This window comes from Anaerocolumna sp. AGMB13020, assembly GCF_033100115.1.
GTDB lineage: Bacteria > Bacillota > Clostridia > Lachnospirales > Lachnospiraceae > Anaerocolumna.
The window spans coordinates 1,030,792-1,049,272 of the sequence record NZ_CP136910.1 but is presented as its reverse complement, the minus strand read 5'-3'; the positions used below and the strand labels follow the sequence as shown (position 1 = coordinate 1,049,272).

Sequence of the window (18,481 nt, the reverse complement as noted above, 5' to 3'; positions counted from 1 at the left end):
ATAGTAGAATTTTATATTGGTTAAAATTCTACGGTTATGTTAAATATCTATGATTGTTACTGAATTGTTAAAGAGATATAATAAAAACCAGTAAGAGTGATAAAAACTATGCAATATAACGAAAGGGTACTGGTGTTTATGTCGAAATTAAAAAGGGAACAAGTAAATTTAACAATAAAAAAGAAGAGCAAATGGGGAGTGTTTAGAGATAATTTTGAGCTGTCGATGATGTTGGTGCCCGGCATTATCTTCTTTCTGGTTTTCAGTTACATACCAATGCTTGGAGTTATTATTGCATTTAAAGACTATCGAAACAACTTAGGTATCTTCGGCAGTGAATGGGTAGGACTTCGCAATTTCAAATTTTTCTTTACTTCACAGGATGCATTCAGGATAGCAAGAAATACCGTAGGTTACGGTCTGGTATTCATAATACTTGGAATTGTCTGTGCAGTAGCGATTGCCATACTTCTCTATGAAGTGAAGAACAGGCTGTTCCTGAAATTTTACCAGACTACCATGATACTACCACATTTCCTGTCCTGGGTCATTGTAGGTTATATTACTTATATCTTACTGGAACCCAATATGGGAATATTGAACCAGATTATAAAATTCTTTGGCATGGAGGGCATCAACTGGTATCTGGAACCGAAATACTGGGTGGTTATATTGCCGGTGGTTCATGTATGGAAAAGTGTGGGCCTCAGCTGCATTATGTATTATGCGGCATTAATGGGAATTGATGAACAGCTTTTTGAAGCAGCCTCCATTGACGGAGCAAGCAAATGGAAACAGATATGTTATATTACCATCCCATCTCTGATTCCCCTTATGACGGTGCTGACCATCTTAAATGTCGGCGGCATTATCAAAGGTGATTTTGGTCTCTTTTATAATATACCCCGTAATGTGGGACTATTATATCCTACCACTGATATTATTGATACTTATATTTACCGTGGGCTGCAGACCGGTGATGATATCGGAATAACAACGGCAGTAGGTTTGTTCCAATCCTTTGTGGGGTTTGTAATGGTAGTAGCTACCAACAAAATAGTTAAGAAGATATCACCTGAAAATTCATTGTTTTAGAGGAGGCAAACGTGAAAAGCAAAAGAGCGAATTTACCGGTAAATATATTTTTCCTGATATTTTCACTGGGTTTTATAATACCGTTTATATTAATTATTTCATCATCCATAACGGATGAACAGACACTTATAACAGAAGGGTATAAATTGATTCCCCATAAGTTTTCCTTGGAAGCTTATAAATATGTCATGAAAAGTCCGGGACAGTTGCTGAATTCCTACAAGGTAACAATTTTTTATTCCCTGGTTGCCACAGCTTTCAGTATGGTTGTTATGACCTTAATGGCTTATCCCTTATCCAGATCCAGTTATAAGTACAAAAAACCTGTAACTTTCTTTATTATTTTTACAATGTTGTTTTCTGGAGGATTGATTCCTACTTATATATTAATGACTAAATATCTGCATCTGCAGGATAATATCTGGGTATATATCTTACCAAACCTGGCAAATGCATTTCACATTATCGTAATCAGGTCTTTCTTCCAGGGATTGCCGCCTTCACTTGTTGAGTCTGCAAAAATTGACGGTGCAAGAGAGCTGCAGGTGTTTTATAAGATTGTACTGCCTTTGTCAAAACCGGTTATTGCCACAGTTTCATTATTGAATCTACTGGCCAGGTGGAATGACTGGAATACTGCTTTGATTTATATCAGAAGCAAGGAGTTATTTTCGTTACAGTATCTGCTGCAGCAGATATTAAGAGAAGTACAGTTTATCAAAGACATGGCAGAGAGTTCGCCGGTAGCAGGAATCAGTATCAATCTGACCCAGCTTCCTTCTGAGACTATAAGATTTGCATTGTGTATTGTTGCAGCTGGACCAATGCTTATCATCTTTCCGTTCTTTCAGAAGTATTTTGCAAAAGGTTTAACGGTAGGTGCGGTAAAAGAATAGAGGTTTACATATTAAAAGGAGGGTATTTTATGTTAAAAAGAATGAGAGTTTTCGTTGTAATCTGTCTTATGTTTTCCATTATCCTGACAGGTTGCAAGGGCAGCAGCAATACGCCGGATAATAACAGCGGAACAAAAGAAACAAATGCAGAGCAGAGTGAGCCTACCGGTACAAAAGAACCGGAAAAGGAAGCGGAACCGGTAACCTTGAAATGGGTATTCTTAAGTCCGGGCGAGCAGAAAGATGCGCAGGAGGTATGGAACAAATTCAACGAAGAACTTCAGAAATATCTGCCTGGTACTACCGTTAAGTTTGAGGGTATCACCTCAGCAGATTATGCAGAGAAATGGAAACTGATTAGTGCTTCCCAGGAAAATGTCGATATCGTATGGCATGGCTGGATGGTTCCATATGTAACGGAAGTACGAAAAGGTTCCTATATGGAGCTTGACAAACTGATGGAAGAGTATGCACCTTCCCTGTTAAAGGAAATTCCTGAAAACATCCTGGATAAATCAAGAGTGGATGGAAAGCTTTACAGCATACCCAACATGCAGCAGATGGTTTCTTATGTATCCACTTTACAATTTCCCATAAAGATTTATGAGAAATACAAAGATCAGATTAATGTGGAGCAATTGGCAGAATTATTCGGTTCCCATCAGAAGATGGACCAGGAATTATGGGATGAACTTGAGAAATATATCGTGATGATAAAAGACGGCGGCGATTTACAAAAAGGTGTCTTCGGTTTTGCAGATCACGTGGAAAAAGGTTATGAGTGGATCTTAAATCCTTATAAAATCGATATTTACAGCGACGATTATACACCTGTCAATCTTTACAGAACACCTGAATATGAGACTTTCGTAAAGGAATATTCCGACTGGTACCAGAAGGGTTACATCAGAAAGGATATCTTAACGGCTGATAATGTATCACAGGAAATTTATGAAGTGCGCGGTGGCGGTAACTACCTGGTAGGTCAGGGTTATTATCCCACAGAATCTGAAATCGCAACAAGTGAAGCAGCTGGTTCAACCGCTTATGTAAAGATTCCTTTTGACAATTCTCACTATATTCCTTATGCAGCAGCAGCTACCAACATGGCTATATCCTCTAATTCCAAGAATCCGGAAAGAGCGATGCAGTTAATCGAATTAATGAACACAGAAAAAGGGAAAGACCTCTATAACTTAATGGTTTATGGTATTGAAGGAAAGCACTACAATAAGATCAATGACAAAGAAATCCAGCCTATCGGTTATACTTCACAGCCTACCGCTGACAGCCCTTACGGTCAATACAACTGGGCTATCGGTAATATCTTTAACGGTTACGAGATTTACATGGAGAACAAACCTCTTACCTTGCAGAGTGATTTCATCCGTCAGGTAAATGCAGATGCAGCTCCATCAAAGCTGAAAGGCTTTACACTGGATACCGATCCAATTAAAACAGAGCTTGCACAGGTAAATGCTGTAATCGGCGAATATAAGACTACCTTAAACTCCGGTGCTGCGCCTGATGCAGATGCGCTTTACAAAGATTTTGTCACTAAGCTGATTAAAGCAGGTGATGATGTGGTGACAAAAGAGATTCAACGCCAGATTGATGAATGGAGAGCTTCCAAATAATATGGAAGGGAAGCTGTAATCAACAGCAAAGAGCTCTGAGAAGTTTTTAGTTTAATTCAACCTTCTTCCGTGTTCTGATATCTACAGACATGGAAGGAGGCTTGTTAATGAGGGAGCGGTTATGCTGCCTCACGTATTTACTGGACAAATAAAAAGTGATTGAATCAGGGAGTTTTCAGGGAAGTGTCAGTAGTGATACCGTTAAGAACAGCTTTCGTAGGGTAGCTGCAGACATGAGAAAATGAGGTGAAATAAATATGAAATACAGGCAAGTACATCTGGACTTTCACACCAGTGAAAAGATAGAAGGAATCGGGGAAAAGTTCAGCAAAGAACAGTTTCAGGAAGCCTTAAAGAAAGGTTGTGTAAGCTCCATAACACTATTTTCTAAATGCCATCACGGCTGGGCCTATCATCCTTCCAGGGCCAATGAAATACATCCCAATCTTAACTTTGACCTTTTGGGAGCGCAAATAAGTGCGGCACATGAGTTAGGGGTAAAGACACCAGTATACCTGTCTGCAGGGTTTGATGAAAAAATTGCACGCAGGCATCCGGAGTGGATTGTCAGAATGAAAGACGATTCCATGTTGTGGACCAAAAGCTTTCTGGAGCCGGGTTATCATAAATTATGTATAAATACACCGTATCTGGATTATTTGCTGGAACAGATAAAAGAAGTATGTGAGAATTACGAAGCTGATGGCATCTTCTTAGATATTATAGGAGTCCAACCCTGCTATTGCAGGCATTGCAGAGAAACTATGGAGCAGGAGGGAATGGACCCCTTTAAAGAGGCGGATGTTATGACCCTGGCAGAAAGAGTATATGCCAAATATGCAATGCGGGTAAGAGAGACCATTGACAGTGTAAAACCGGGCTTGCCGGTATTTCATAACGGAGGGCATATAAGACGGGGCAGAAGAGATTTGGCTTATATGAACAGTCATCTGGAACTGGAAAGCCTGCCTACTGGTGGTTGGGGATATGATCATTTTCCGCTGTCCGCTGCTTATGCCAGGACGCTTGGTATGGAGTATCTTGGTATGACAGGGAAATTCCATCAGTCCTGGGGAGAATTCGGAGGTTTTAAGCATCCTAATGCCCTCAGGTATGAAGCCTCTCTTTCTATCGCGAATGGAGCGGGAGTCTCTATCGGAGACCAGCTGCATCCGTCGGGAGAGATGGATATGGCTACTTATTCTTTAATAGGTAAAGCCTATGAGGAATTAAGCCTTAAGGAACCCTGGCTTCTAAAGGCAGAAAACCTTGCAGATATTGGAGTACTGTCTGCGGAGGCGGTTATAGAAAAGAGCGGTTTTCATGACAGAGCTTTAGCAGAAGCCGCTAAATTGGCAGATATCGGGGCCGCCAGGATTCTTCTGGAGGGACATTATCTGTTTCATGTTATTGATGAAGAAGAGGATTTCACCAGATATTCTTTGCTCGTTTTGCCGGATATTATATTACTGGAGACCAAACTGAAGGAAAAGCTGGAGCAATATGTGGTACAAGGAGGTAAACTTCTGGCCACTGGAAGCTCAGGCTTAAATAGTGAAAAGACAGATTTCCAGCTGGACTTTGGTATTCGTTATCTGAGAGAGAATGAATTCCGTCCGGACTACTTCCGACCTGGATTTACTATAGAAGACCTTGATACATCAGCTTTTGTTATGTATTCCCAGGGTTATGCGATAGAGATGGTTTCAGGAAAAGAACTTGGCAGCAGGGAGAATCCTTATTTTAACAGAACAGCTGCTGCCTTTTGTTCTCACCTGCATTCTCCGGCAAGGAATGAAAAAGCCGGACCTGGAATGGTTAGCGGGAAGGATGGCATCTATATATCCTGGGAGGTATTCGGGGATTATGCGACTGCAGGAAGTCTTATTCTAAAGCGTATGGTTCAATATGCTCTTGACCAGCTGCTCAATGATAAGGCAGCTGTCAGAACCTCCCTCCCTGCCCAAGGAATCGTTACCCTGACAAAGCAAAAGAGTCGTTATGTTGTCCATTTGTTGTATGGAGTTCCGGTTAAACGAGGAAAGAATACAGAGGTAATAGAAGATATACAGCCCCTTTATGAAATTGAGGTGCGGTTAAATTGTACAGAAGAGATTAAGCGGATATATCTTGCTCCCGGAGAAATTGAGCTGAAATATATACAGAAGAAGGAAAGCGTAGAATTTAAGGTACCAAAGCTTGAGCTGCATCAGATGGTTGTGGCTGAGTATTAATTTATAAGGTTAATCCCGGTGATGATGTTGTAATTGTTGTCTGGGGTTTCAAGTAATCAGCTTTATGAAAAGATAGTGGTACCGGCTGTATGTATAGAAGGTTTTGCAGGCACATTAATTTGGCGTTCAAATAATAGATGTAACAGGACTTTGGTTAGCTTAAGTATACCCGTAAGGAAGGACTTATAAATGAATTATACCGTCTTTGTGAATAATGAAAATATTGAAATCAAAACAACACATATATTTCCCACGCCCTATAACGAAGTACAGGTCAGTGAGTATACACAATTTACAATGAAAGAACCTGTTGATATACGCATTCAATCCGAAACGCCTCTCCAAAGTGTAATCATAAGGCCGCTTAGCTTAGGGGTTGATTATCGTTTCAACGACCATGAGATTTTTCTTCATCTGGAAGAACCTAAAAAGTTCTCTGTGGAGATAAATGGAAGCTTTTATAACAACCTTATTGTCTTTGCGGAAGCCATAAAGTATGAAGGTTTTAACAAAGATGCAGACAATGTAGTTTATTACGGGCCGGGAATCCATACAGTGGACGTCCTCCGATTTGAAAGAGATAATACCATTATCTATCTGGAAGAAGGAGCCTTTCTAAACGGCAAGATGGAATTTAACCAGTGCAGCCACCTTACAATCTGTGGTTACGGGACTATCAGTATGGAGAAATATCCACTTGAAATGAGAAATGTCTATCAACGCTGCATTGATGTTCTTCATTGCAAAGCAGTAAGCATCAGTGATATTACCATTACCGACAGCAATGACTGGAGTTTGAGGATATTCGGCTGTGACAATGTAACCATTGATAATGTAAAAATCTTTGGCTGCCGTGGAAATTCGGATGGGATTGATATCTGTGGTTCCAGAAATGTATTGGTGCAGAACATTTTTACCAGAGTATGGGATGATTCTTTTGTTGTAAAGGCTTTTAATACCGGTGATGTGGATAATGTAACTTTTAGGGACTCTATTCTCTGGAATGACTTTGCGAGACCTCTGGAGGTAGGGGTAGAGCTTCGGGCTGAAAAAATCCATAATGTTCGTTTTGAGAACATTGATATCATCCATTCTCCAACCGGATATCCTTTAATGGGAATTCATCATGGGGACAGAGCGGAGGTTTCTGATATCTGCTTTGAGAACATTCGAATAGAGAATGCACCGGGGGCACAGCTCTTTGATATCCGTATCAGGGATTCGGTCTGGAACAGAGATAAGGATAAGGGAAGTATCAGAGATATTACTTTCAAGGATATATATTACATAGGAAATCCCGGTATCGACTGGCTTCTGTCCAAATCCAGATTGCAGGGCTTTTCTGAGGAGAGCCGTATCAGTAATATCACCTTTGATAACATCAATATTCTTGGAAAAGTTGCCACCAATGAAAAGGAATGCGGGCTGCTTACGATGGAGTATGTGGATAATGTAATTTTTCAATACCCGGAAGAGACTCCTAAAATACAGGTCATTGATTCTAAACTAACGATTACGGAGAATTTTCACTTAACAAGTAAGGGCTGTTATCGCGGAAAACTAAAGGCAGAGCTTAAAAACACAGGAGAGAATCTACAAAAAAACAGTTTCTGGCTGCAGATATCTCCGACCCATACCGGTGAATATAACAGAGAACCACAGGCCTTTGTATTGGAAGCCGGAGAGAAGATAAGCTATGAGTATGAGGTAGAACTTCCACCTGGTAAATATGTTCTTGCAGTACAGGCAGAAGATGTGGATGTAAGCTTTGACTGGAAGTTCCTTCCTCTTGACTGGATACTTTCTGAAACAGAGAATGTGGAGGAAACACCTGAGCTGGAATTTATCAATTATTATAACATAAGAACCAAAGGGGTGAAGGCTTCCGTCTGTAAGGGGAAACTGTTACTGCAATCAGATATCTTAAAAGATAGTAACAACAGTCTTGTAATATATACAGCAGTTCCGGTTCCAAAGAGGGAAGAAGAGGTATTATTTTCTGTAGAAGAAACGGATTTTGGAGTGATTCCCGCAGTGTTAAATGGCATGCAGGGATTAGAGCTTGCTCCCCAGCTGCGTTGTCCCCTTGAAATTACGCTGGTATTCAAAAATGAACCAAAGGTTAAGGAAATAAAGAGAATCCAGATACCCGGAGGGGGAGATGGTTTTGCGTCTATTCCGTTTGAAGAGCTTGGACTGGAAGCCGGTGCGAAAAATTTCTGGCTGGAAATCGAGGCACAAACTGCTAAAGTAAAGAAATACAGATATCCTTATACCTTATTTCATTCCGTAACGCCGCTTACTAGTGCCCATATGTATGCAAACGTGATAGTAAAATAGGGATTATTTCATGAGGGATTTTGAAGCGATAGAGCACAGAGAAAGGAGTTTTATATGAAAACAATATTATTCCAGGGAGATTCCATTACAGATGCAAACAGAGACAAAGAGGGAAAAGACAAGAACAGGATTTTGGGAGACGGTTATGTTAATTTCCTGGGAGCCAGCTTAATGTGCGACTATCCGGGAATTCAGATTAAGAATACAGCCATTGCCGGGAACAGAATTTCTGATCTCTATGGCAGATGGATTGAAGATACTTTAAACATTGACTTTGATGTGTTGAGCATCTTATGCGGAGTAAATGATATCGGATATGCCTTAAGACTGAATATGGGTGCAGATGCAGAGAAATTTAAATTTGTCTATGACAGGATGCTGCAGGAGGTAAAACAGGCAAAACCACAGGCTAAGATTGTGCTTTGTGAGCCTTTTCTGTTAAAACCCGATATAAATGAAGCTGGAAATTCAGCAGATATCGTTGAAAACTGGGAGATATGGAATAAGCATATGCTGGAGAGAAGAGCCATCGTAAAAGCTCTGTCCGGGAAATACCAGACTATCTTTGTACCCTTTGGCAGTATGTTCGAGGAAGCCCTGAAGAAAGCACCGGTGAAACACTGGTCCCCAGATGGTATCCATCTGACCATGGCAGGTAATGAGTTAATGGCCAGAGAATGGTTAAGGTGTGTTGAAGGAGAACTGAATGTATCAATTTCATAATGAGAGAAAAGAGATAATTTTTGATAAATACAACACTCCCACCCCTTGGATGAACTATTTATCCAACGGTACCTTTCATACCATGATGTCTCAGGCAGGGGGAGGTGTAGCTTTTTATAAATCCCCTCAGATATTTCGAATCAATCACTACCGTTTTTTTCATCTGCCTACGGACAGAAGTGGTTTCTATACTTACATAAAAGACGGTCAGGAGATCTGGTGTCCCACCAGTGAACCCTGCAAGGATAAACCCGACTGGTGGCAGTCCACTCATGGTATGGGGTATACCAGATTCCAGGCAAGAAAGAATCATCTCGAGGTAACTGCTACTTATCTGGTTGGCAAATATGAAAATGCACTGATCTGGAATTTAAAATTAAAGTCTGCCAAAGATAAGAAAATAAAAATATTTCCTTATGTGGAATTGGGCATGATGGAATTTATGAGAGAGCTGCAATGGCAATGCTATAATAAGCACCAGCTATCGGTCTATAACAAGGAAGATGTCCTGATATACCATTATGGTGTGGAGGAGCAGCCAAAACCAGCGGAAACCCCTCTGGTATACTTTGCCTGTGATGCTGTGGTCAGTGGCTTTGACTGTGACAGGGATGAATTTATCGGCAGCTATAGAAGCGAGGAAAATCCTTATCGGGTGGAGAATAATGCATGTTCTGGTTCTACCTTATATGGCGGAGATCCCTGTTTTGCCTTACAGCTGGAGGTGGAGCTAAAGGCAGGGGAAGAAAAAGAGATAAATATTTTCCTTGGTACGGCTATGACGGAAGAAGAGGTCCTGCAATCTGTACAAAGGTGCAGGAAGAAGGGATTTGTAGAAAAATCTCTGGAATCTCTTTCTGAGGACTGGAATGCCTTTTTAAGCAAATTCAAATGTGAAATTCCTGATAAAGAGGCAGAAACCATGATCAATATATGGAATCCTTATCAGATGGAGAGAAATTTTCAGTTTTCCAGAAATATCAGCTATTATGCGACGGGAACCTTCAGAGGAGTCGGTGTCAGAGATACGGCTCAGGATATTCTGGCAATGATCCCTTTTGATCTTAAACGGGCGAAGGAGAAGCTGAACGCTCTCTTCACCCAGCAGTATAAGGATGGGCACTGCAATCATTATTTCTATCCAAATGAAGGATGGGAGCCGATTACGAGAATTCATTCCGATAATCATCTATGGCTGGTCATGGACGTATACCATATTGTTATGGAGGAAGGAAGGCTAGAGTACCTGTTAACGGAAGTTCCTTTTTATGACGGTGGGGCAGACACGGTCTGGAACCATATCAAAAAATCCATTGAATTTACCAGACAGAATCTAGGGGAGAGAGGTTTTCCGCTTATGCTCTCCTCTGACTGGAATGATATGCTTTATAAAGTATGCAGGCAGGGGAAGGGAGAAAGCATCTGGACCAGTATGCAGTTTGGTACTGTGCTGCAGATGATGGATCAGCTTTCACAGCTTATGAAGGAAGATGGTACAGTATATCTGAAATTGTACGAAGAGCAGAAGCAGCTTATAAATTCAACTGCCTGGGATGGTGAGTGGTTCAGACGCTGTATTACCGATGACGGAACCTTTATAGGTTCAGAAGCAGAAGAGCAGGCTAAAATCTGGCTGAATACTCAAAGCTGGGCAGTAATCAGCGGAATGGGTGATCCCCAAAAACAGCTTCAGGCTATGGACAGTGTACAAAAACATTTGGATACGGACTATGGGATTAAGAAAATCCATCCTTCAATGAAAGATTACCCTGCCAAAGAGGATCCGCTTACCCACTACAACAAAGGCTGCGGAGAGAACGGAAGTATTTTTTGCCATGCCAATACCTGGGCTATAATAGCCGAATGTATGCTGGGAAGAAGTGAACTGGCGTATAAGTATTATCATCAGCTCCTGCCCATGGTGGTACAGGATAAGGCCGGTGAATATCGTTATAAAGCAGAACCTTATGTCTATGCCTCTAATATCTTCGGGCCGGAAAGTGATAAATTCGGACTGGCAAATGTCTCCTGGCTTACTGGAACAGCAGCCTGGATGTACCTGGCCGCAACACAGTATATTCTGGGAGTGAAAGCAAAGTGGGAGGGGCTTGAGATAGCTCCCTGTATACCGGAGGAATGGACGGAGGTCAAGATAGACAGGGAATTCAGAGGATGTAACTATCATATAACGATTACAAATAGAGGCAAGAAAGTCTTTTTGGAGCATGTAGAAGGACGCAAGGAATTTTCGGTAGAGATATAAGGAAAGCGCAAGGGGAATAACCCAGTTTAATCAGTATGTGTTTCACGATAATAGTTCAGCCTTGCATATCAATACCTGGAATTGAAAAGTACTGCAGCATTCACCCGTGTTGTAAAATTCATAAGGTTTACTTGTATTTTTCATTGTGCTATAGTTAAATATATAAGTTGGATTTAGAGTAATATAGCACATAATAATCGGTTAAATATCAGCAAATTCAACGAGGAGATGAAGTATGTATCAGGTAATCACAGTAGATGACGAACTCGTAATCCGTAGTGGAATAACGAATTTCATCAATTCCGAAATTGAAGACTTTAGGGTATTGCACAGCTTCAGTGATGGCTCCGAAGCTATCGAATTTATTAATACAAATGATGTTGATTTAGTTATTTCTGATATCAAGATGAACCGTGTATCGGGAATAGAACTTGCGAAATACATTTATGAAAATAAACCTTATATTAAAGTAATCTTGCTTAGTGGTTACAGGGAATTTGAGTATGCCAGATCTGCCATTCAGTACGGAGTGAAGAATTATATCCTAAAACCCACGAACTTTGCAGAATTCAAAGAGGTATTATCCCAGATGAAACTGGAAATGGATCAGGACAGAACCAAAAAAGACCAGGTGCAGTTCATGGATAAGATTAAGTTGCTTTACTCCAATATATTATCTGGTAAGAGGAAGGAAGCTGCGGATACCTTGCTTTCTGTGTTTGAGGATGTCAAGGAAAATTCCCCGGCTAATATCGGGCAGTATGTTTATGATCTGTATGAGATAATTATAGATAAACTTAACCTCTACCTAAAGCTTCAGCTCAGTGCAGATAAATTCAATTTAAAGCAATTACTGTCACAGCATAGTGTTCAGGAATTAAAAAATACTGCCCTTGATATATTGGAAAGGATTTCAGGAATGCTATTAAATGAAGAAGAAGCCTCCAATGAATTTCTTCTTCAGGATATCAAGGAATATATGAATGAGCATCTCCAGGAGGATATTTCCTTACAGGATGTTGCTGATAAGATGTTTTTTAGCACTGTCTATTTTAGCCGTTTCTTTAAAAAGCAGACAGGTGAGACCTTTAGTAATTACCTGCTTCGCATTCGAATGGAACAGGCAGTTAAATTGCTGGAGAAAAATCTTAAGGTAACGGAGATCAGCGAAGCCTGCGGATATCATGATCCCAGTTATTTTACCAGGATCTTTAAAGAATACTATAAATACACGCCCAAGGATTACGCCAGAAGGTTCATGAGTTGTAAATAGGAGATCAGGGGGACATAAATTGAAGAAAAAGAACAACACATGGTCCTATATAAAAAGCTACAAATTCAACAGCATGTTTATCCGTACATTCCTGCTGGTTTTTGTTATGTTCTCCATTCCCTTTTTTCTGCTCAATGATCTGTATTACAGAAATGTAGAGCGTATCGCAAAAGATGAGATTATTATGGAAAACAACTCATTGCTCTATGGCGTAAGGGATATTTCAGATACCTTATTAAGTGACTGTGATATGCTCTGCACTTATATTTCGTACAATGACAATGTACAAATGTTTATGGTAAATGACTGGTTTACAGATCTTAACAGCAAATCCATGAAGGAATTTACCCAGTTGGTAAAAGCGATTCCTTTGATCTATAAGTACATAGACTCGATCTATGTGTATTCGGAGTATAATAATTCCGTATATATTGGTGAAAGAAAAAGCCCATTAAAAGAACTTAAGGATATTTCCTGGCTTGAGGAATACAAGAACCTTGAAGATATCTCCGGGCGAACGATATCAAGGCTTAAGAACAATAACTACCCTAAAATTATCTCGATTATTAAACCGATTATCATGGATCATGAGAAAAAGGGTGCAGTTATATTAAATATCAACAGTGAGAAACTTCATAATATCATTACCACAGAAAAATATCAAAATCAAAGTAAAATATATCTTTACAATGACAGTGGTAATATCATAATGTCCAGCGAGGAAGAGCAGTTTGGGAACGAGATCAAGGATGTTTCTTATTTAAAGGAAATCGTAGAGAGCGGCAGTGAGACTTCCATCATAAAAAATATAGAGGGTATGGATTCTGTAATTTCCATAACACCCTCTACCAAGTTTGGGTTTACCTATATAAGCATTACCTCTATGTATCATTACCAAAACAAGTTAAATCAATTAAAAACACAAATTGTTCTGCTAATTATTTTATTAGTTGTTCTGAGCATAGTATTTGCTTATTTTGCTGCAATCAGAAGCTATAAGCCTGTAGCGGAGATTATTACGGTTTTGGAAGAACCTCAGAAGTTTAATGATTACAGTGATCCTGCCAAAGCCAGACTGAATGAACTTCGTTATATCATAAGTACCATATTAAAGCAGATGCAGGCAAATGAGATTATGAAGGATGAACTGGAGAGCAAATTAAAGCTGCTGGATCAGTCACAGTTTGCAATGCTGCAATCCCAGATCAATCCACATTTTCTCTATAATACCCTGGAAACTATCAATTGGATGGCTTTTGACCTTACAAAGGGGGATAATAATGTATCAAGAGCAGTCAACAGCCTTGCTCAGCTTTTTCGGAACAATGTGTATCTTGGAGATTACATTATTCCCATAAGCCAGGAAATTGATAATACACAGAATTATCTGAATATCCTGGAATTAAGATATGGAGATGTTTTTCAAGTGGAATGGGAAATCGATGAAAGAATAATAGAATATTCCATTATCAAAATCTGTCTTCAGCCAATTATTGAAAATGCAGTATACCATGGTTTAAAACCTAAAGGTAGTGATGGTTTATTAAAAATTCGAGGAGAAATAGCCGCAAATGAAATGATACATTTTCATGTATGTGATAATGGAGTTGGTATGAATCCCTTCCGTCTGGCGGATATTAACCGGAAATTAAATGACAGAGAGAATCAGATGGAGGACCATATCGGTATCTATAATGTGAATCAGAGGATTAAGATTGTATTCGGGATGGATTATGGAATTAACATAGAATCGGAAGAAGACCTTGGGACAGAGGTAGTAATTAAAATTCCAATGGTCAAGTTGCATTGATAAGAGTTCTTTGCCTGTACAGGTTGAAATAGAAAGGTGGTTGCGGCAAATGAAAATACGGGGTTGGGAGTGCAGTGAGGTAACTCTGAAGCTAAGAAAACAGATTGATGACCTTGTCTTGGAAGCAATGGATGGATGTATCCCTCAGCTGCCCTTTTCCGGATATATGGCCTTTGTTGAAAAGGGGAGCAGAAGAGAATCAGAAGCAGCCTATTTCGAGAGAAGAAAACAGTTAGCAGCTTTCTGCCTGTATCTGCAGTATCATAAGAGCACGGAAAGCAATTATAAAAAAGCCTTAAATTATTTTGAAGAACTTCTTTGGTCGGTTATCCATGAATTTACCTGGTGCGTAATGGCTCACCTTCCACAGGATAAGAATAAATTTCTGGAAAACCCTGAGACACAGATAGATCTGTTTGCTGCAGAAACGGGAGAGACATTGGCAGAAATCCTAAATCTTCACGCTAATATACTGCCTCCCTTTCTGGTAAGTACAATAAGAAACAGGATTACAGAGCGTATATTTGAACCCTTCCTCACAAGAAACTGGTGGTGGGAAACCGTCCACAGTAACTGGTGTTCTGTCTGTTGCGGTTCGGTCGGAATGACTGCCTTACTGCTGACAGAAGGGGAACTTAGGGACAAGCTGCTGCAAAAGGTCGATCAAGGGCTTGTGAATTACATAAATAGCTTTGGACCCGATGGTGCCTGTGAAGAAGGTATCGGATATTGGGTTTATGGTTTTGGGTATTACATCTATTATATAACCCTGCGAAAGGAAATGGATCCTGAATATCATCAGCAGGAGGAACTTCACAAAATAAAAAAAATAGCAGAGTTTCCAAGAATTGTCCAGATGAGCGAGAAGTCCTTTGTCCCTTTTTCTGATGTAGCAGCAAAAAGCTATCTGCCTACTGGACTACTATCCTGCCTGAATAAAGAATATGGTGTGGAGACACCAGCCTGTTTACAGATAACACCCTTTGATTTTGATAATGGCTACCGATTTGCCCATATCAGCAGGAATCTCTGGTGGACGGATAAGCAGATCTTTAGACCCGGACTTAGGGCGGAGGCGACGTATCTGCCTGACAGACAGTGGTTGCTGCAAAGAGAGAAAGGTCATTTTTTTGCCGTTAAAGGTGGGAATAACAGGGAACAGCATAATCATAACGATGCAGGTAGCTTTGTGCTGGCGATAAATGGAGAGCAGTTCCTTGCTGATTTTGGAGCAGGCTGTTATACGGCGGATTACTTCGGGGAGAAACGTTATGAATTTATTCAGACCAGATCCCGTTATCATAATCTGCCTGTTGTAAATGGACGGGAGCAATTAGCGGGTATGGGAGAATGCAGGGTTGAGCAGGTATCTGCCAGCGTTGCTTTTTCTGAAATTAGCATGGAACTTGGAACCTTGTATGGTCTTTCTGAGGTAAAGAGTTTAAAACGCAGCCTTACCTCTGATTTGTCAAAGCACTGTATATTATTGCAGGATTCCGTAAGTGCCACCGAGGAAATTGTAATTGAAGAGGGTTTTGTGAGTTTCATAGAGCCGAAATTATTAGAGGAAGGTGAGATTATTTTAGAAGGCAGGGAAGCGGTCGTAACACTGTCCTACGATAATACCTTATTGAATTACAGCCTTGAGGAACTGTCCTTTGAAAATCATTTTGGTGAGCAGATTACGGCTTACCGTATCGGTTTGGAACAAAAGGAGAAGAAAAAAGAGGCTGCTATAAGGGTGTTGTTTCACTTTTAGAAGAGTCTCTAGAAAGGAAGTTACATTGAATCTTCATCTGTAAATAGCTTGTTAAAGAGTTTAAAATATCGGAAAAAATATCAAGAAAATCGGAAGTTTGTTTCTTTTAATTTTCGATGTTCATGATATGATGAAGAAATACAAAGTATCCGATAGACCCATTTACAGGCAGGCTTATACGGCTGCAATAACTACAGCTATAATTAATTATTAAAATCGGGAGTAAACAATATGCAGGCGTATTTATTTGTACATTTTAAGGAAAAGAGAACACCGGACGGAGAGCAGGTATACTTCGGTGTCAGTAAGGACGGTTATCACTGGGAAGAAGTGAATGATGGCAATCCGGTTTTATGGAGTTATTACGGAGACAAGGGTGTAAGGGATTTTACCATTATCAGAACTAAAACAGGTAAATTTGTTATTATGGCCACAGACTTAAGTTTATCCTACGGAATGCTGAACCAGTATCATAATTCCTGGGCAGAGATTGGCAGAAACGGAAGCAAATGCCTGGTACTTTGGGAGTCAGAGGATCTCATACACTGGTCAGAGCAGAGGATGATAAAACTTGGTGATGAAGATTTTGGATGCATTTGGGCACCGGATATTATTTATGACAAAAAGAAGGATGACTATATCGTACACTGGTCATCTCCTCACAGCTCGAATGATTTCGGGAACAAGGGAATTTATTATTCCCGGACAAAGGACTTCGTTGATTTCACGAAAGCGCAATTGCTATATCAGAAAGAAGACAGCGGAGTCATTGATTCTGCCATGTATGAAGAAGATGATAAGTATTATCTGTTCTTAAAAAGTGAGAGGAATCCGGAAAAGATTATACTCATGGAATCAGAAAATGTTACAGGTCCTTTTAAGAAAATTGACGGATTTGATAAGAGTATGGAAGCTGTTTCAGAGGGCTTATATGAAGCGCCAACAGCGGTTAGGCTGGAGGATGGAAGATGGAGTCTGTTCCTGGATTTTTATGGTTGTTCAGCAGAAGAGCAGGGGTATGTTCCATTTCTCGCGGATAAATTATCAACAGGTAAATTTGTTCGTTCGGATCAATCCTTTCAGTTCCCCTATGGCTATAAACATGGAACTATTCTCACAATTACACTAGAAGAATACGAGAGATTAAAAGCTTTTAAAAAGAAACCCTCAGAATATTAATTACATGGGAAGGTGTTATAAGAAACACGGTACAGCCCCCTAAAAGTTAGACTGATATGCCCCCCTTCTCAAGCGGACAAGAGGCATATCAGTCCAAAAATCTAACTTTTATGAGGTCAGTTTTTTGTGAAAACATAACTAATACTTCTCAAACACGATTGAAGTAAAACTGAAATAAAACGGAGTTACTCCAGGGTTTCTATAAATACATCAACACATGCTCGAGACATAATCCTCTACTGGCTTATGAAAGGTAAGCCATAGACAAAACCTGTCCATTACGAAGATCCTGACGCGCAGTTTGTATTAATACATCCAGCTTCTCCAGCTCGCTTAACAAGGTTTTTTCTTCTTTGCTGGTATAGATAACCTTGCTGATGCCACCGTTTTTTATGATAATTCTTTTATCTGCCATAAGTGCCAGTAGAGGGTCATGGGTAGCCATTAACACAATCTTATCGGAGGAAACCAATAACTGCAGAGCTTTTTTTCTGTCTATCCCTGCATTTTCAATTTCGTCTATAAGAACAATGGGAGAAGAACTTAAAATTGCAGTATCTGCAATCATCAAAGCTCTGGATTGTCCACCGCTTAAGCTTGTTACCGGAGTGTTTAAATCGAATTTTTCACCGGCCAGGTTGTTGGCAGCTTGAATAATACGTTCGATAACCTCCTGGGGTTCTTCCACCATACGGCTTATGGCATGCATATTCAAAAATTCCTGTACCGTAAGGTCCATTACAAAGTTCATATTTTGGGAGAGCTGTGCCACAAGTCTGTTATTGGAAGAAAAACGCCATTTATTATCCGGAACTTTATCATTGATAAGAATACTTCGTCCGGTAGGGGTATCATTCTGTGCAGCCCATTCAATATCAGCCAACAGGCGGCTTTTACCGGAGCCAGTAGGACCGACGATTGAGATAATCTGTGAGGTTTCCACTGTAAGCTCAGAAAAGCCTTCTGTTACACCGGATTTGTCATGACCAGGAAGAATAGTCAGGGAATGTACCTGGTTATCTTTTGAAAGTCCTAAAAAAGCACTCATCTGTTCAAGAAAGACAGGAAGATCTTCTAAAAGCTTAACCTTATCAATTGCTCCATCTTCCAATTCTTCATCTGTAAAATGGTCTAAATATTCTTTAAAGGTCTTATCACCATATTCTGTAATATCCAGTTTGTTTTGTTCGAAATAAGAAAGGGCAAAGGGATATTCCGACAACAATTTATTTATACTCTGTTCTAACATTTTGTTCTCCATTCCTGGGTAAA

Annotated in this window: 12 protein-coding genes; 11 read left to right on the top strand and 1 reads right to left on the bottom strand. The window is 40.0% G+C overall.

The window, feature by feature from the left end; translation table 11 throughout:
- Positions 1-138: 138 nt before the first annotated feature.
- The 11 genes from R2R35_RS04370 to R2R35_RS04320 all read left to right on the top strand — a co-directional run bounded on the left by R2R35_RS04370 (position 139) and on the right by R2R35_RS04320 (position 17,209).
- Complete coding sequence (locus tag R2R35_RS04370; protein ID WP_317733275.1) at positions 139-1,095, top strand: ABC transporter permease; 957 nt, start codon at positions 139-141, stop codon at positions 1,093-1,095.
- Between the two features lie 11 nt (positions 1,096-1,106).
- On the top strand, positions 1,107-1,991 hold the full coding sequence (locus R2R35_RS04365; protein ID WP_317733274.1) for a carbohydrate ABC transporter permease: 885 nt from the start codon (positions 1,107-1,109) through the stop codon (positions 1,989-1,991).
- Between the two features lie 29 nt (positions 1,992-2,020).
- Positions 2,021-3,628 carry an ABC transporter substrate-binding protein gene (locus R2R35_RS04360; protein WP_317733273.1) on the top strand — a complete coding sequence of 536 codons (1,608 nt, stop codon included), beginning with the start codon at positions 2,021-2,023 and terminating at the stop codon, positions 3,626-3,628.
- A gap of 257 nt (positions 3,629-3,885) precedes the next feature.
- Complete coding sequence (locus R2R35_RS04355) at positions 3,886-5,862, top strand: alpha-amylase family protein (protein WP_317733272.1); 1,977 nt, start codon at positions 3,886-3,888, stop codon at positions 5,860-5,862.
- A gap of 189 nt (positions 5,863-6,051) precedes the next feature.
- Positions 6,052-8,202, top strand: a complete 2,151-nt coding sequence (locus tag R2R35_RS04350) for a glycosyl hydrolase family 28 protein (RefSeq protein WP_317733271.1) — start codon at positions 6,052-6,054, stop codon at positions 8,200-8,202.
- Positions 8,203-8,256: 54 nt separating this feature from the next.
- Complete coding sequence (locus R2R35_RS04345; RefSeq protein WP_317733270.1) at positions 8,257-8,925, top strand: SGNH/GDSL hydrolase family protein; 669 nt, start codon at positions 8,257-8,259, stop codon at positions 8,923-8,925.
- Positions 8,909-11,188 carry a GH36-type glycosyl hydrolase domain-containing protein gene (locus R2R35_RS04340; protein ID WP_317733269.1) on the top strand — a complete coding sequence of 760 codons (2,280 nt, stop codon included), beginning with the start codon at positions 8,909-8,911 and terminating at the stop codon, positions 11,186-11,188. Before R2R35_RS04345 ends, R2R35_RS04340 begins: the two co-directional genes overlap by 17 nt.
- A gap of 235 nt (positions 11,189-11,423) precedes the next feature.
- Positions 11,424-12,461: a response regulator transcription factor gene (locus tag R2R35_RS04335; protein WP_317733268.1), complete on the top strand. Its 1,038-nt coding sequence runs from the start codon at positions 11,424-11,426 to the stop codon at positions 12,459-12,461.
- Between the two features lie 19 nt (positions 12,462-12,480).
- Positions 12,481-14,271: a sensor histidine kinase gene (locus tag R2R35_RS04330; protein WP_317733267.1), complete on the top strand. Its 1,791-nt coding sequence runs from the start codon at positions 12,481-12,483 to the stop codon at positions 14,269-14,271.
- A 49-nt stretch (positions 14,272-14,320) separates the two neighbouring features.
- Complete coding sequence (locus R2R35_RS04325; protein ID WP_317733266.1) at positions 14,321-16,030, top strand: heparinase II/III domain-containing protein; 1,710 nt, start codon at positions 14,321-14,323, stop codon at positions 16,028-16,030.
- A gap of 231 nt (positions 16,031-16,261) precedes the next feature.
- A complete protein-coding gene (locus R2R35_RS04320; protein WP_317733265.1) occupies positions 16,262-17,209 on the top strand; it encodes a glycoside hydrolase family 43 protein in 948 nt (315 codons plus the stop codon).
- Between the two features lie 244 nt (positions 17,210-17,453).
- Here the strand turns inward: R2R35_RS04320 and R2R35_RS04315 are convergent, their stop codons facing one another.
- The gene (locus R2R35_RS04315; RefSeq protein ID WP_317733264.1) at positions 17,454-18,458 is read right to left on the bottom strand and encodes an ATP-binding cassette domain-containing protein; all 1,005 of its coding nucleotides are present in this window, start codon (positions 18,456-18,458) and stop codon (positions 17,454-17,456) included.
- Positions 18,459-18,481 lie beyond the last annotated feature (23 nt).

What these genes read in the sequence shown, in the direction of transcription:
- R2R35_RS04345 (WP_317733270.1), top strand. Translation starts at nt 8,257, where the DNA reads ATGAAAACAATATTATTCCAGGGAGATTCCATTACAGATGCAAACAGA.
- R2R35_RS04355 (WP_317733272.1), top strand. Translation starts at nt 3,886, where the DNA reads ATGAAATACAGGCAAGTACATCTGGACTTTCACACCAGTGAAAAGATA.
- R2R35_RS04335 (WP_317733268.1), top strand. Translation starts at nt 11,424, where the DNA reads ATGTATCAGGTAATCACAGTAGATGACGAACTCGTAATCCGTAGTGGA.
- R2R35_RS04340 (WP_317733269.1), top strand. Translation starts at nt 8,909, where the DNA reads ATGTATCAATTTCATAATGAGAGAAAAGAGATAATTTTTGATAAATAC.
- R2R35_RS04315 (WP_317733264.1), bottom strand. Translation starts at nt 18,458, where the DNA reads ATGTTAGAACAGAGTATAAATAAATTGTTGTCGGAATATCCCTTTGCC.
- R2R35_RS04320 (WP_317733265.1), top strand. Translation starts at nt 16,262, where the DNA reads ATGCAGGCGTATTTATTTGTACATTTTAAGGAAAAGAGAACACCGGAC.
- R2R35_RS04325 (WP_317733266.1), top strand. Translation starts at nt 14,321, where the DNA reads ATGAAAATACGGGGTTGGGAGTGCAGTGAGGTAACTCTGAAGCTAAGA.
- R2R35_RS04360 (WP_317733273.1), top strand. Translation starts at nt 2,021, where the DNA reads ATGTTAAAAAGAATGAGAGTTTTCGTTGTAATCTGTCTTATGTTTTCC.
- R2R35_RS04370 (WP_317733275.1), top strand. Translation starts at nt 139, where the DNA reads ATGTCGAAATTAAAAAGGGAACAAGTAAATTTAACAATAAAAAAGAAG.
- R2R35_RS04350 (WP_317733271.1), top strand. Translation starts at nt 6,052, where the DNA reads ATGAATTATACCGTCTTTGTGAATAATGAAAATATTGAAATCAAAACA.